Raw genomic sequence first — 14,217 nt, 5'->3', positions numbered from 1 at the left:
ATGAGCGACGACCACGGCAAAGCCCCCACCTCTACGCGCACCCTCTGGAAAGGGGCCATCAGTTTCGGGTTGGTGCATATCCCTGTGGGCTTGTACTCAGCCACGGCCAACACGGGCATTGACTTTGACTGGCTGGACAAGCGCACCATGCAGCCTGTGGGCTACAAGCGCGTCAACAAGGCCACGGGCAAGGAGATTGCCGCAGCAGACATCGTCAAGGGTGTGGAGTATGAAGAGGGGCGCTACGTTGTGCTCTCGCCCGAAGAGATCGCGGCCGCGTTTCCTAAGGTCACACAGACCATTGAGATCGATGCCTTTCTGGACGCCGATGAAATCCCTTTCGTCTATCTGGAGCGCCCCTACTACACGGCACCGCTGCAACGCGGCGAGAAGGTCTATGCCCTGCTGCGCGAGGCGCTGCGCAAGAGCAACAAAGTGGGCGTGGCGAAGGTGGTGATCCAGTCCAAGCAGCATCTGGCGGTGCTCATACCGTGCGGGCGCGCATTGATCCTGAACCTGCTGCGCTGGGGCGGAGAAATCCGCTCCTTCGAGCAGCTCAACCTGCCCCCGCTGGACGCAAAGGCCGTTGGCATCAAGGATGCCGAGTTGACCATGGCCCTGCAGTTGATCGACGACATGACGCAAAGCTGGGATGCGGACAGTTTCCGCAACTCGTTTGCCGAAGAGATTCACCAACTGGTAGAGACCAAGGTGGCCGCGGGCGACGTGGCCGAGGTGCCAAGCATTGCCAAAGCTGGCGCGCTGCCCGAGGGGGCCGATGTGCTGGACCTGACGGCGCTGCTCAAACGCAGCCTGGAGGGCAAGCCCGGCCACAGCGGAGCCGGCCGCAGCAGCGGCAGCAGTAGCAAGAGCAAAAAGAACAACGGCTCGGCCTCCGTCACTCCCATCAAGACACGCGCAGCCTCTGCCACCCGCCGAGCCTCCAGCAAGGCAGGTAGCGGGCCCACCCAAAAGAAACCTGCCACCAAAGCTGTCAGCAAGAGATCTGCACGGACAGCGTGAGGCAACCCACCAGGCCACCCATGCCCGATAAAGACCCGCTGGCCCCTTACCGCAGCAAACGCAACTTCGAAGTGACGCCTGAGCCCTCAGACCCAGGGCAGCCCAGTGCGGCGGGGGCCTTGCGATACGTCATCCAGAAGCATTGGGCCACCCGGTTGCACTATGACCTGCGCCTGGAAATCAACGGCACCATGAAGAGCTGGGCGGTGCCCAAAGGCCCCAGCTACGACCCCGCAGACAAGCGTATGGCCGTGCAGGTGGAAGACCATCCCATCTCCTACAACCGGTTCGAAGGGCAGATACCCGCCCGGCAATATGGGGCGGGCAAAGTCATCATCTGGGACAAGGGCTACTGGAAACCTGTGGGTGACCCTGCGGAGGGCTACCGCAAGGGCAAGCTCAAGTTTGAAATCCATGGGCACAAGCTGCGTGGCCACTGGGCCCTGGTGCGCATGCACTCTCAGGCAGATGACAAGCAGCCCGCCTGGCTGCTCATCAAGGAACATGACGGGCTGGAACGCCCGGCCAGCGAATTCAGCGTGGTGGACGCCATGCCGGACAGCGTGGCGCACGCGCCGGATATCTCACCGCCCTCACATCCCTCATATTCCTCACTACCCTTGGCTGACGGCATGACCGCCAAACCGTCCCGCCCAGCCAAGGCACCTACAAGGCAGCGCAAAGCGCCCGAGGCGCTTCCGGCATTCGTCACTCCTCAGCTCGCCACCCTGGTCGATAGCCCCCCGCAAGATGCTGCCCACTGGATCTGGGAGCTGAAGTTTGACGGCTACCGCATTCTGGCAAGGCTGGACCGTGGCACAGCCCAGCTGTTCACCCGCAACGGCAACGACTGGACCGCCAAAATGCCCCATCTTGCCAAGGCGTTGGCCGCTCTACCGTTGGCCAATGGCTGGATGGACGGTGAGGTGTTGGTACTGAACGCGAAGGGTGTGCCGGACTTTCAGTCCCTGCAAAACGCGTTTGATGGCAGCAATACAAAAGCGCTGGTTTTCTATGCGTTTGATCTTCCCTACGCCAATGGACATGACCTGCGTGATCGCCCGTTGACGGAGCGTCGGCAACAACTGGCCGCCTTGCTTCAAGCATCGCAAGACAGCCATGTGAGATACAGCGAGGCTTTTGAGGCCCCTCCCACAGAACTGGTGACCTCTGCCTGCACCCTGGGTTTTGAAGGTGTGATTGGCAAGCGCAAGGACAGCCGCTACACCGGCAAGCGCAGCCCGGACTGGATCAAACTCAAGTGCAGCCACCGACAGGAGTTTGTGGTGGGCGGCTACACCGAACCGCAAGGCTCTCGGACCCATTTGGGGGCGCTGCTTTTAGGGGTGCACGATGCCCAAGGCCGTTTGCACTACGCAGGCAATGTGGGCACCGGTTTCAGCCAGAAAAGCCTGGCAGACCTGGGCAGGCAACTGCAGGCCTTGCGCAGCGACGAGAGCCCCTTTCACGACCTGCCGCATGCGCCACGCCACAGCCACTGGGTACGGCCCCAGCTTCTGGCCGAAGTGTCTTTTGCCGAATGGACGGCCGAGGGTAAGGTGCGCCACGCCGTCTTTCACGGCCTGCGCACTGACAAGCCCGCTCAGGCCATTGTTCAGGAAAGGCCCCAGTCCATGCCCTCATCTCCCGCTTCTTCCGCTTCTTCCGCCAGCCAATCTGCATCCGCACACCTGACCCACGCCGAGCGGGTCATCGACACCACGACCGGCATCACCAAAGGCGACCTCTTCAGCTACTACAGCCGCGTCGCAGCCCTGATGCTGCCGCACTTGAAGGGTAGACCCGTATCACTGGTGCGTGCGCCCGAAGGCATAGGGGGTGAACTCTTCTTTCAGAAGCACATGGACTTTGACCATCTGGAAGGCATGGCACATCTGCCCGCTGACCTGTACCCCGGGCATCCCCCCTTGCTGGAGGTGCACAGCGGCGAAGGCCTGGGCTCAGCGGCGCAGATGAACGTGGTGGAGTTCCATACCTGGAATGCCCGCAAGGACCGCATGGACAGGCCCGACCGCATGACGTTTGACCTCGACCCCGGTGAAGGAACGCCGTGGGAGCATGTGCAAGAGGCTGCCACTCTGGTGCGCACCCTGCTGGTGGAACTGGGCTTTTCCGCTTACCTCAAGACCAGCGGCGGGAAAGGCCTGCATGTGGTCGTACCCATCAAACGCCTGCATGAATGGGACACCGTAAAGGACTTCAGCCATGCGGTGGTGCTGCATCTGGCTCGCACGTTGCCGCAGCGGCTGGTCGCCAAAAGCGGGCCTCGCAACCGGGTGGGCAAGATTTTTGTGGACTACCTGCGCAATGGTTTGGGGGCTACCACCGCCGCGGCCTGGACAGCGCGTGCGCGCCCAGGCATGGGCATTTCGGTGCCCGTGGCTTGGGAAGAACTGGATACCCTGCGCAGCGGCGCGCATTGGACGCTGCAGTCCATCGAAGACCGCGTGAAAGTCGGCAACACGCCCTGGTCGGGGTATGAGCAGTCGGCCGTATCCATTGCACGTGCCATGAAAACCCTGGCCAACGTGTCCATGGCTTCCTAGCACGCTCCTCCACTCCCCCTTCGCTGCCATCCATGCCATCTACCGGCCTCGTGGTCCTACGCCCATGCAGGGCATGACCTACAGGGCGGTCGCTCCTCACTCTCCACCATGCAAGGTTCGTATGCGGAATAGGTCCCATGCGTGTACTCAACCTCTGGAAGGAGATAAGCAATGGCATATCGTGAAGATGAAGACCGCAACCGAGGCTATGGCCGTCAGCAGGAAAGCTACGGCGGTTCGCAGCATGGTGACGAACGCTACGAGAACAGTCGCCAGGACCGTTCATACGGCGGCATGCACGACAACCGCGGAGGCTATGGCGGCGGCCGGGATAACGAGTGGCGCAGCAGTGGCCGCGGGTATTACGACCCACCCTATCAACCCCAACAAGGGGGTGACTACGAACGCAGCATGCGAGACCGCTGGAGTGGCGGCGGGCAGCAACAAGGATGGATGGGTGGGACATCGTGGGACCAACCCCAGCAGCCCTACGAGTTCGGCGGACACAGCGGCTCGCGTTCTTTTGAGCGCGACTTCGGCCAGCGTCAGTCGGGCAACCAAGGTGGTGGTCAATACGGAGGCCAATACGGTGGCCGCGGCGCAGACAGTTACGGCGCAGGCTTTGACGGTGGTTCCGAGCGCTATGGCTCAGGTCGGTCGCAACAGTCGTCCTCCCAGGGTTATCAGGGCTACCAAGGCTCGCAGGGTTCGCAACGCTCTCAGCAGTCCCATCAGGGCTTTGACCCTGACTACCACCAGTGGCGCGAGGAACAGATCCGCAACCTCGACAACGACTACGAAAGTTTCCGGGGCGAGCGCTACAAGAAGTTCTCCGATGACTTCAACACCTGGCGCAGCAGCCGCACACAAGCCAACCAAGGCAGCCAAGCCAGCGGCCAGGGTGGCCAGAGCGGTCAGACAGAGCAGCAAGGCAGTCAGGGGACGCAAGGCAAGTCCAAGGACCAGCAGCATCCAAAGTAAGCCGCACGTCTAGCTTCTGACCTCTGGCTCCACAAGGCCCCGGCACCGCAAATGCCGGGGCCTTTTTGTTTGTGAATCGATTCAATGCATTCACTGAATCTTCCTCCCAGGGACGTGCGCTCGTGCTGGCAGGGGGCGAAGACGAGTCCTACAGGCATTGCGAAGTTCACCCCACAGGTCACCTCATCCGCGAGGTCGAAACTGAACCTGCGCTTGAACTTCAAGAGCGCTTTTTTCAACTGAACAGGAGAGTCAAATGGCTAATTCCCGAGGCAACGACCAAGACCGTCAAAACAGCGCAAGCAACCAGGTTGGACAGTCCCAGCGCGGCTTTGCAGCGATGGACAGCGATCGACAGCGTGAAATTGCCGCTGAAGGTGGCCGTGCAGCCCACGCCAGCGGCAACGCCCACGAGTTCACATCTGAAGAAGCCCGCAAGGCAGGTGCAAAGAGCCACGGAGGTCAAGGCAGCGATGGCAACCAAGGTAACCAGGGCAATCAAGGTAACCAAGGTGGTGCCAGCAACACCCGCGCTAGCAGCGAAGGCGGCGGTACCCGTGGCGGCTCTTCTCAGCAACATGCTGAGGCAGGCCGCCAAAGCCACAAGAATGACCGCTAACGCGCGTCAGTCCTAGTGGCTGTGTCTAAGGCCCTCGCAACGGAGCCTTAGACATCTTCCATCTCCCGCCCTACCACGACCCAAGGGGCGCTATCGGTGCCCCTTCCCATGAGAAATCGTGCCATGAGCAAGTCCTTATTCGATGAGCTGCACGCAAAGGCCACCAATTGGTACCGCGACTTTGAGCAGCACAAGGAAGAGTGCCGCATCTTTGCCGAGCGCCTGCGCATTGAATACATCGAATACCTCGGCGCGAAATCCACGGACATTGAATTCCACGTCCTGGACGAATCACTGGAACGCCTCAAGAACGAGGGCACTACGCTGTCGCCGCGCATCCAGATGGGGGACGATGGCTACATCTACTTTGGCCTCACGATATTTTTCAAGTTCGACAAGGGTTGCGTGGATGAGCACATCCGTGTCGGTGTGCAACGGACCAAGGGCCAATGGCGGGTGCGCTGGAACACGCTGGAGCTGGCTTTCAACACCAGCATCGCCTCGCACGAGGCCTTCTTCCAGAAAGCCACTGCGAGCATCGCAGAGAAGTTTTCTACCCCCTTCCACAAGCAACGCGCTCCGCTGGGCTTTGTACCCGTCATCAGTAGCAATGACCATCTCACGCTGGTGCCCCCACCGCTGCCCGAAATTCGCATTGCCGCAGAAGCACCCAACGGGAAGAACGAAGAGTCTCAGTACACAGGCTCCTGAGAACCTGTTCAAAATCTTTTTGGGGATCGCATTGGAGTGCAATCGGGATGAGTGGATGCTTCGGATGCGCCGCATGGGCTGGTGCCCATGCAAGCAGCCGGAGTGTTCAATCGCCCGATTTCACTCCAACCCTTCGGGCAAGTGGCTTGCCGGGCGGTCTGCGTTGTTGCACCGCTTGCCAATAGCACGGGCTATTGGCGGCGCGCTGCGCCTAGCAGCCCCTCCCGGCAACACACTTGTGCGACCCCAAAAAGATCTTGAACAGGTTCTGAGAGCGTTCTTGGCGTTCATCGGTCATGGCGCTTTGCGCGTATCAGCAGGCTTCCAATGGCCAGTCCCACCGCAAACAACAGATAAGTGCCGCCCAGGGTCTTGCGGGAGAGGCGATGCTCAAACCCTGGCGTCAACCTCTTGGGGGTCATCTTGAAATCCACAGCGCAGGCCAGCGCACTGGTTACTGCACTGGACACCATGACCTTGCGCAAAGACACCTCCCGGGGTTCTCTCTGCAAGAACGCAGACAGCAACGCAGCCCAGAACACCGAGGCCGCGTGGTGCGTGAGGTAGCCCACCACCGTGTGCTGCACATCGGTTTGCTGCTGCCCCAGTGCCTCGTCACCCCAGTACCAATGGCTTACGGCATTGAGAGGGGCTGCCGCGCTACCCGCTTCACGCCGCCCCGCCAGCAACAGCACTGCGGCTGATAGGACGCTGGCACAAGTGCCTGCTGTGGCGGCCTGCAAAGCAGCAGACCACCGAGAACGGGGGTGACGCGGCATGAGAGTGATGTTGGGCTTCATGCCTCGACTTTGGCAAAGCTTCCGCGCGAAGCTGTAGGAAAACAACCAATGTGCAGCAGTCGAGGTGTGGTCAGGTGTCGCGTGTTCGGTGTGTACGGAAAACGCCCGACCCTCACCCAAGGAAAAGGCCTACACCTTTGACGCCATCGCAATTTGAAGATGGCAACGCTTCTGAGAGCCTGGAGAGTCAAACCATCGACCTCAGCTCAAGGCGCTTACATCCATCCCCTCTTTATCCGGAGTGCCCCATGCCTACCAGCCAACGCCAGAAAGACGTGTGTGACCTGCTCGACGCTGACCACAAGGCCGTCAAGAAGATGTTCAAGGACTTTGATTCGCTGTGCGAATCACGCGCCCGCAATGCAGGCCAGTTGCGCATGGACCTGGCCCGCGAGATCTGCACTGAGTTGACCATCCACGCGCAGCTGGAGGAAGAAATTTTCTACCCCGCCTTGCGCGAGGCCATCAAGGAGACGGACCTGCTGGCCGAAGCCGAGGTGGAACACCAGACCGCCAAAGACCTGATCGCCCAGATCCAGGCCGCCGAGATGGTGGACGAGGCATTTGATGCCAAGGTGAAGGTACTGGGGGAATACATCGATCACCACGTCAAGGAAGAGCGCAATGAAATCTTCCCCAAGGCGCGCAGCGCCAAGAAGCTCGATCTGGTTGCAATGCGTGAAGAAGTGGAAGCGCGCAAGGAAGGGCTGCTGGACGAACATCTGGCAGCAGCCTGAGCAGACGCTACCAGTGCGCACAGTTTGCAGGAAATGAGTTACTGGCGCGAGGTTGAGCTGTGTGGGAGATGACAACCCCCTGGTGGGAAATCGTCTTACGCGCTGCCGGGGTGTACTTGTTTTTGCTCTTCCTGATACGGCTGTCGGGCAGGCGCACCATTGGCCAGTTCACCCCCTTTGACCTGCTGGTAGTGATGCTGCTGAGCGAAGCCGTGTCCAACGCGCTCACAGGCGGCGACCAGTCCGTTACCGCCGGGCTGATCGCGGCCTTCACTTTGATCGCCATAAACGCCATCATTGCCCGCCTGACAGCGCGCTTTACCCGGCTGCAAGTCATGATGGAAGGCGAACCCGTACTGGTGGGCAAGGATGGACGCATCCTGCACAAGGTGCTGCTACAACAGCATGTGCCTCCCGCCGATGTAGAGCAAGCCTTGCGCGAAGCCGACTGCGAGTTGAAGGACATGCGCTGCGCATTTCTGGAGGCGGATGGGAGTATCAGCATCTTGCGCAAAGACCCCGAGGGGCATTGATGTGACGGGATGCGGGCAGGTTGAGGTATGTTCCTGCACTGGTATCTGCTCACTTCATTGGGTAGCGCTGAACAAACTTTTAAAAGTGCTCTCTATGAAAAGAACGCCTTTTAATAGCGCAAGCTACTCACAAAGAATGAAAAATTTCATGGAGTGCGAGTCCTTCGCGCTGTTCAGCAGCAAACATATTTTCAAATCTCGTTACTCTTCAAGTGATTCCATCTTTCCCCAGAGGGGCCACGTTGTACTCCCTCTACGAAGCATCGGTTCGAATGGGAAGATTCGCATCTATGAGTTCTGGATTGAGGGCTGTCATTGGGCTCCCTCCAAGCGCCAATCATCTTTTTCTAGGGTACAGAGCACGCGACTTCTGCAGAATCGTGTTGGATGACGCTATCGACCCAACAACCTTACTTCAAGAGCACACGCTCTTTCCTATATTCACATGCCTATACAGAAGTGATCTTGAAGAAGAGCTCCGTCACAACATGATCTCAGGCAATCGAACGGTGAACCAGACCAGGCTTCGAACGACTGATTACGTAGGGTATGTTTCGGAAAGACCACGGTTCTGCCAACAATGCATCATCGACGACCTGAGAACGCACGGGCATGTTTATCGGCGATTAGCTCACCAACTCGCGAACGAGCGTCATTGTGACAATCACGACTTGGAACTTTGGGAAGGGTGTAGGTGTAAAGCCGAACCCTTCAGATGGGACGGCGCTTTTCCGATCTGTCCTATTTGCCGCACGGCACCTTCTCCGATAAGCAGCACCTCTCACCGTAACAACGAACACGCATTCAAAGTTTTCAATGATATTCTAAAAAGATTACTTAATGATGACGCACTGGAATTTCAGCCTCGGTGCAGGAGAATTGCAATAAGATTGATTGCTAAGGAATTAAAAACAAATCCAAACTCATTGATTCAGAAATTCCTGGACTGGATACAAATCATCAATCCATCAGATCTTTCCGTCATATTTCGCTGTGGCGATCCAATTAACTTTTTGAAGTTTTCCCTCGAGGGCCGCCATTTGATGAACGATAGAATAAATTTGATAGCACATGCTTTCGCGTGGGAGCAACTCCCACCACATATCAAGAATCGACTCACTGCAAATTAGCATCCATTTCAAATACAAGAGAAAATTGATCAATCACCAAATCAACCGATAGCTCCATCACGCGATCTTTATTGGACAGAGCAAATAACGCCCACGAAAAAATTCTCTGCCGTGTCTCACAGGCGTTGATGTTGGCGAAAGATTTGTACTCGTCTACTGGAACTGAAATCGGCCAAGTAATAACAGCAGGCGCATATCCATGCCTTATTGTGCAAGCATCATATAGAAATTCACGCCGACTCCTTCCATACTCCAACTGGTACTCGGCATAAAAGCGATCGAGCAATTCAATACTAAGCAAATAGAGATTTGAAGGGTAATCCAGCCGATTGCCGTCGTGTTTCACCGAGTCCAGCAAATTCTGCTTAAACAGTTCGAGCATGGGCAATGCAATGCCAAGGGACCGAAGATCGGCACCATGGACGAGCATCGCGCCATACAAGCAGCGTACCCAGCCCGCCTGAGCAGAAGTGTCGATGCGCAACTTTGCCTGCCATAGTAGGTAGGCGATCGCGCCCAATGCATCAAGCGGCTCCAAGATAACCAATTTCCTGACATACAGGATTGCAAATTCGGGCGACGACCACTGAGAAGGCGATCTAGCCGCATCAATCTCAAGCTGTACCTGGGGCGCAAAGGAGGTTTTAACTCTCGCGAGTTGCCCCAGCGAAGAATACTGCCGGTCTATCAACAACCACACCGGGTGGTTGATCAATCCTGCTGAGCCTGGAAATTTCTCGTCTGAGCGCGCGACGAGTGCACTTTGAGGTACCGCCGTGCCCCTCGAGTATCGAATCCATTTGTTTGAATGCATGTGAATTCGATTTTTGTCACTTACATCAACTTTGTACGCGCTCGGCTCGGCCAGCTTTCCCAAAGCATAAGCAGAGATCCCTGGCGTTTCAGACGCCAGATACCTATACCAACAAACGGTCCGAAGTGCGTCCGCTGGACCCCGGGATTTCCCTGCTCGGTTGCGCTTCAGAGGGGTCTTAGACAGCGCGCAAAAGTCAATTAATGACAATTCGAACGAATCTTTCATAGGAAGACTAGAGTAGAAATTCGGCAAATCGTACTTGTTGTGACCTCCAATGCAGACCGATAGCATCTGTGTGATGGACTACCGTCCGTCCACAAATGAAATGGAACAAGTAAATCAGCTTCTCCTCTTTCCCGGCCGCTTGTTGAAGGCCCGCGAAAGATGTTCGACCAGCCAAAAGGCGGTAGCGCTGACCGTTGGGATAGACCAAGCTTTTTTCTGTGGTGTGGAGAAGGGGCGTCGCCCTCCGTTCACTGACCGTGTTCTGGGCCAGTTGTCCTCGTTGCTTCAGTTAAATCAAGGAGATGCGGAGGCGCTCGCTTGGGCTGCCAAGCATGATCGGTGCATCCGCTCAGTATGGCAACTGACCGAATCTGAAGAAGAGACACGCCTCGTGTCACAGCTGCTCACCACAGCCTATTGGCTGGACGGGGCTCAGCGAGCTGGATTGCTGGCTTACCTGGAGTCGCTCCAAGAAAGTGCGACCCGTCTATCGAGGCTCACCGATAAGGGAGGCGATATGACGCACAAATAAAAACGGCGAGCGCGAGGGCTCGCCGGGAAAAGTCTTGGCCAAAACCAAAACCTAAGCAACTGAATTCTCAGGCCAGACACATCCCAGAGTCAAGCATCCGCTTTGCACCACAAAAGCAAGCGCGAGCAAGTGGACTCAACAAAGTCTACGGATTTTGCACGTCAAATCCAGTCGACCCCGCCCGCCCTCAGCTCCTACGAAACTTCCGAACGCTTTGTGCGTGAGGCTTTAACTTCATCCTTGAGCAAGGGGGGAGACGGTATGCCGTCTACATCAAGAAATGCCAGTGCGCTCGCGAGGGAGGCAGGGTACAGCGCGCCTTACCTGTATTTGCTGGAAGAGGACACGCAACCGGTCGGGAAGGCATTGTCGCAATACTCACAGCGGCAACTCGTCAGGGTCAGTACTGCGATTCGCGCTGGAGCTGGACAAGGATATGGCGAGCACTACCAGCCGTGGATCCGAATCCGAAGAAACTTCTCGTCGCCCGTCAGCTATCAAATCTTTGACTCAGTCTCCATTCACAAGAGAAATCATCATTTTCTTTCCGCGCTCGAATTTCACACTGCTTTGATTTGTGCGTACTTGGGCGCAAAGGGACTACGTGAGTGCCTGCCCATGTGGCCCTATGAGCATCCACATCCAGCCCAACATCTGGACCAGGGCCAGCGCACTACACGGGGACTGATCGAGATTGCAAAACACCTAGGTATTGATCACGGGTGCTTTGTCGGCACAACCGTCCCCTACGTTGGTTCTATCGATCTGATGCTGAACGGAGCGGTGGGACAGAAGGCCCTCGCTGGTATCAGTTGCAAGCCCAGGGCAATTACCGCAAAGAGTGTCAGAGCCCAGGAGCGAATTGAACTAGATCGAGCTTATTGCCATGCAGTCGGGGCTCATCATCATCATGAAACGGGCGAATCCATTCATCCTAAGTTTGTTGAGAACCTGAGATGGCTACGGCCGCTAGCCAGCGAAGTGCGCCTTTATAAAGAGTCACGGCAACTTGCCGACTATGTCGCTAGCTTCAATAACTATGCACTTGAGCGCCCTATCCGTGATGCTGTCGCAGAGGCTGCCCGAGAAACATCCGTAGTCGATCGCGACCCCTTTCGACTGTGGCGGTTGGGTATATGGCTGGAGTTGATCGATATCGACCTAACGGTACCCGTTGAGACAACGAAGATGATACGACGCGCCAGTCGAGACTATCTTCGAAACCTGCGCGCAACCTTCTTTGGGGCGTCCAATGAGTGAACTCCATCTCGGCTGCGCACTTTTGACACGACTACCGACAAAACAACCGATGTTGTATGCGCGTGTCATACATATGGACCCGCTTGAAGATGTAGTCGCCATCTCATTCTTCCCAGAAAAAAATTCTGCCGGATTTCAAAAGAACTACATCAAAAAGCCAGTCTTTCGCAGACTCTCATCTCTTGAAGCACAGATCGCTGACGGCGAATTCGCCGTAGCGAAATTCGAAACTCCCAGCCACTGGCTCTTATCAAACAAACAACTTCATAGCAATTCGTCTACCGACTTGCTTAGAAAAACTCGCCGGGATCTACGCAAGTGGCTTAAGCATAGAAGAGATGCATATCTGCTCATCAGACCCTTTGTACACCATCGCACAGTAGCTCAGATTATTCTGGACCCGGAGTTCTCAGGATGGCCGACGATGCGTGCCAAAGAGCTTGGGCACAAGAGTTGCGCCAAGGTGCAGAGGGCATTGAATGCATTCATCCTCGGGCTCGGGCTGCGTAACTCGCTGCTTCCGTGGTATCCACATTCTGGTGGCCCTGGAAAAGAAAAGCACAGTAATAAAAAGACCGGCAGACCTCGTGAGTTTGGCGGTGAAGAAGGTCGCCTAGCGGGCGTCAACTGCTCAAAAGAAGTGCGCAAGATTTTTGCTCTGGGCTGGTCCAAATACAAAAAGCCGGGTGTCTCAACTCAGGTGGCCTTTCACAACACACTCAACGATTGGTTCGCAACCTCAATCAAGTGGGAAGGCAACAGTGCAGTAGTTACTATTGCCCCGGAAGCCCAAAACTACAGCCCGGCTCAATTCGAATACTGGGGTACGCACGCCACCAACGCGCTCACCGCAAAACAGATTCATCGGGGCGAGACTCATGTTCGGCAAGAGTACATGCGCCGCTTGGGAAAGATCAAAGATCGGCACAACTCCATTAATGGGACGGCGTACCTAGACAGCACGCCCGCTGATCAAACTTTGGTTTCTTCGGCATCCAGGCTCAAGCCAATCAGTTCTCCGACACGGACGGAAGTCATCGGAGCCGGATTTGGGATCGATTACATCTTCGGGTCGCATGTGGGCTTCGAGCACACAAGCTCGACGACGGCGCTGCTCGCTATTTTGCACGCCGCAGAAGATAAGGTTGCCTACTGCGCGAAAAATGGGATAACCATCGAGCCGCGCGACTGGCTGTCTCTAAGTTTCCGCCAGTACGTAATGGACAACGGCGAAGGCAAGAACCAAGCCGTGATGAAAACGCTCGAAGAAATCGAAGCAGGCGCAAGCTACGGCGCAGCCTATCAGTCAATCAACAAGGCTCCTGTCGAATCGAACTTCAATCGAGCACACAAGGATCTTGATCACCTTATACCCGGCTCAACGATGGGCCGCCGTCCACGTCGCGGTGAGCCGGCGCGTGTGGAACTTGCTCGACTTAACTTCCAAGAGTTTTTACCACTCGAGATAAAGCGCATTCTGCGCCACAACAATGAAGAGGTAATAACGCTACCCCTGGTGGCAATGAGGCGTGACGGTGTCGAGCCGACACGACGAGGCGCTGTTGAGTGGCTGCTTGCGAACGGTTACATAAGTTCAACAGCACAAGACCTCACCGCGCTCAAGGTACGTTGTCTGCCCCGCCTACAGGGATTTCTGGCGGCAGACGGAATACATCTGTATGACCCTTTCTATAAGCCTAAACGTGAAATTACTGAACTTGTTTACACGAGCGAATGGCTTCTGCGTTCCGGTGCGTTGGGAACACTCGGCGGAAGACGGAAGCCCATTGAGGTTCATATCAATCCGTCAGATCTTTCACAGTGCTGGTGCAATCTTGGCGGATCGCTGCAGCTACTTCATCTTAAAAGTGGGGATCCCGATCTGCACCATATGACGTTGCTCGATTGGCTTTCGATCACTCGAGATGATCGTCTGGTATCGTTTCTCAGTAAAGCTGCTGAACAAAACCGTGGGTTGCAACGTGCGGCCGAGATCAAGCAGGCCACGTCAAAAGCGAACTCAGAACGCAAAGCGGAGATCAAGTTAAGTGGATCCAAGCCGACCAAATCGCAGCTCAAGCGTGACATACGGGCGAACACTTCGCTTGAGCGATCTGCACAAAGTGGAGTTCCAAAATTATCAAAGGCAGAAAGGATGAAATTGGTCGAGCATGCTCCCATTGCACCATTTGTTCTGAGCAGCGCGAACACCCAGGCAATCGCATCGTCGGAAGTCGAGGATGTGATGCTCAAGCTACTCGAAGACTAAGCTGGAGTAGAAA

General features: G+C 56.3%; 12 protein-coding genes. 10 read left to right on the top strand and 2 right to left on the bottom strand.

Annotated features, from left to right (window positions below):
• The 5 genes from AACH87_RS02035 (at nucleotide 1) to AACH87_RS02015 (ending at nucleotide 5,901) form a co-directional block, all read left to right on the top strand.
• The gene (locus AACH87_RS02035; RefSeq protein WP_338797063.1) at nucleotides 1-1,023 is read left to right on the top strand and encodes a Ku protein; all 1,023 of its coding nucleotides are present in this window, start codon (nucleotides 1-3) and stop codon (nucleotides 1,021-1,023) included.
• Between the two features lie 20 nt (nucleotides 1,024-1,043).
• Nucleotides 1,044-3,590: a DNA ligase D gene (gene ligD, locus AACH87_RS02030; protein ID WP_338797062.1), complete on the top strand. Its 2,547-nt coding sequence runs from the start codon at nucleotides 1,044-1,046 to the stop codon at nucleotides 3,588-3,590.
• A gap of 171 nt (nucleotides 3,591-3,761) precedes the next feature.
• Entirely contained in the window at nucleotides 3,762-4,571 is an 810-nt protein-coding gene (locus AACH87_RS02025) for a hypothetical protein (RefSeq protein WP_338797061.1), read from the top strand.
• Between the two features lie 256 nt (nucleotides 4,572-4,827).
• Nucleotides 4,828-5,190 carry a KGG domain-containing protein gene (locus AACH87_RS02020; protein WP_338797060.1) on the top strand — a complete coding sequence of 121 codons (363 nt, stop codon included), beginning with the start codon at nucleotides 4,828-4,830 and terminating at the stop codon, nucleotides 5,188-5,190.
• Between the two features lie 123 nt (nucleotides 5,191-5,313).
• Complete coding sequence (locus AACH87_RS02015; RefSeq protein WP_338797059.1) at nucleotides 5,314-5,901, top strand: hypothetical protein; 588 nt, start codon at nucleotides 5,314-5,316, stop codon at nucleotides 5,899-5,901.
• Nucleotides 5,902-6,188: 287 nt separating this feature from the next.
• Here AACH87_RS02015 and AACH87_RS02010 read toward each other — a convergent pair whose 3' ends face one another.
• Nucleotides 6,189-6,680: a hypothetical protein gene (locus tag AACH87_RS02010; protein WP_338797058.1), complete on the bottom strand. Its 492-nt coding sequence runs from the start codon at nucleotides 6,678-6,680 to the stop codon at nucleotides 6,189-6,191.
• Between the two features lie 269 nt (nucleotides 6,681-6,949).
• Between AACH87_RS02010 and AACH87_RS02005 the strand changes: the two genes are divergently transcribed.
• Nucleotides 6,950-7,438 carry a hemerythrin domain-containing protein gene (locus AACH87_RS02005; RefSeq protein WP_338797057.1) on the top strand — a complete coding sequence of 163 codons (489 nt, stop codon included), beginning with the start codon at nucleotides 6,950-6,952 and terminating at the stop codon, nucleotides 7,436-7,438.
• A gap of 68 nt (nucleotides 7,439-7,506) precedes the next feature.
• Nucleotides 7,507-7,971, top strand: a complete 465-nt coding sequence (locus tag AACH87_RS02000) for a YetF domain-containing protein (RefSeq protein ID WP_338797056.1) — start codon at nucleotides 7,507-7,509, stop codon at nucleotides 7,969-7,971.
• Nucleotides 7,972-9,087: 1,116 nt separating this feature from the next.
• Here AACH87_RS02000 and AACH87_RS01995 read toward each other — a convergent pair.
• Nucleotides 9,088-9,915: a hypothetical protein gene (locus AACH87_RS01995; RefSeq protein WP_338797055.1), complete on the bottom strand. Its 828-nt coding sequence runs from the start codon at nucleotides 9,913-9,915 to the stop codon at nucleotides 9,088-9,090.
• Nucleotides 9,916-10,216: 301 nt separating this feature from the next.
• On the opposite strand from AACH87_RS01995, the gene AACH87_RS01990 reads away from it, so the two are divergent.
• From AACH87_RS01990 to AACH87_RS01980, 3 genes are all read left to right on the top strand, one after another.
• The gene (locus tag AACH87_RS01990) at nucleotides 10,217-10,675 is read left to right on the top strand and encodes a hypothetical protein (RefSeq protein ID WP_338797054.1); all 459 of its coding nucleotides are present in this window, start codon (nucleotides 10,217-10,219) and stop codon (nucleotides 10,673-10,675) included.
• A 261-nt stretch (nucleotides 10,676-10,936) separates the two neighbouring features.
• On the top strand, nucleotides 10,937-11,935 hold the full coding sequence (locus tag AACH87_RS01985) for a hypothetical protein (RefSeq protein WP_338797053.1): 999 nt from the start codon (nucleotides 10,937-10,939) through the stop codon (nucleotides 11,933-11,935).
• The gene (locus AACH87_RS01980) at nucleotides 11,928-14,204 is read left to right on the top strand and encodes a hypothetical protein (RefSeq protein WP_338797052.1); all 2,277 of its coding nucleotides are present in this window, start codon (nucleotides 11,928-11,930) and stop codon (nucleotides 14,202-14,204) included. The genes AACH87_RS01985 and AACH87_RS01980 overlap by 8 nt, the downstream gene beginning before the upstream one ends.
• The last annotated feature ends 13 nt before the right edge of the window (nucleotides 14,205-14,217 follow it).

The sequence above is a fragment of the Acidovorax sp. DW039 genome, assembly GCF_037101375.1.
GTDB lineage: Bacteria > Pseudomonadota > Gammaproteobacteria > Burkholderiales > Burkholderiaceae_C > Acidovorax.
This window is presented reverse-complemented; position numbering and strand designations above follow the sequence as displayed.

Excerpts from the sequence above, each read along its gene's own strand:
- AACH87_RS02035 (WP_338797063.1), top strand. The coding sequence starts at position 1 with ATGAGCGACGACCACGGCAAAGCCCCCACCTCTACGCGCACCCTCTGG.
- ligD (WP_338797062.1), top strand. The coding sequence starts at position 1,044 with ATGCCCGATAAAGACCCGCTGGCCCCTTACCGCAGCAAACGCAACTTC.
- AACH87_RS02025 (WP_338797061.1), top strand. The coding sequence starts at position 3,762 with ATGGCATATCGTGAAGATGAAGACCGCAACCGAGGCTATGGCCGTCAG.
- AACH87_RS02020 (WP_338797060.1), top strand. The coding sequence starts at position 4,828 with ATGGCTAATTCCCGAGGCAACGACCAAGACCGTCAAAACAGCGCAAGC.
- AACH87_RS02015 (WP_338797059.1), top strand. The coding sequence starts at position 5,314 with ATGAGCAAGTCCTTATTCGATGAGCTGCACGCAAAGGCCACCAATTGG.
- AACH87_RS02010 (WP_338797058.1), bottom strand. The coding sequence starts at position 6,680 with ATGCCGCGTCACCCCCGTTCTCGGTGGTCTGCTGCTTTGCAGGCCGCC.
- AACH87_RS02005 (WP_338797057.1), top strand. The coding sequence starts at position 6,950 with ATGCCTACCAGCCAACGCCAGAAAGACGTGTGTGACCTGCTCGACGCT.
- AACH87_RS02000 (WP_338797056.1), top strand. The coding sequence starts at position 7,507 with ATGACAACCCCCTGGTGGGAAATCGTCTTACGCGCTGCCGGGGTGTAC.
- AACH87_RS01995 (WP_338797055.1), bottom strand. The coding sequence starts at position 9,915 with ATGCATTCAAACAAATGGATTCGATACTCGAGGGGCACGGCGGTACCT.
- AACH87_RS01990 (WP_338797054.1), top strand. The coding sequence starts at position 10,217 with ATGGACTACCGTCCGTCCACAAATGAAATGGAACAAGTAAATCAGCTT.
- AACH87_RS01985 (WP_338797053.1), top strand. The coding sequence starts at position 10,937 with ATGCCGTCTACATCAAGAAATGCCAGTGCGCTCGCGAGGGAGGCAGGG.
- AACH87_RS01980 (WP_338797052.1), top strand. The coding sequence starts at position 11,928 with ATGAGTGAACTCCATCTCGGCTGCGCACTTTTGACACGACTACCGACA.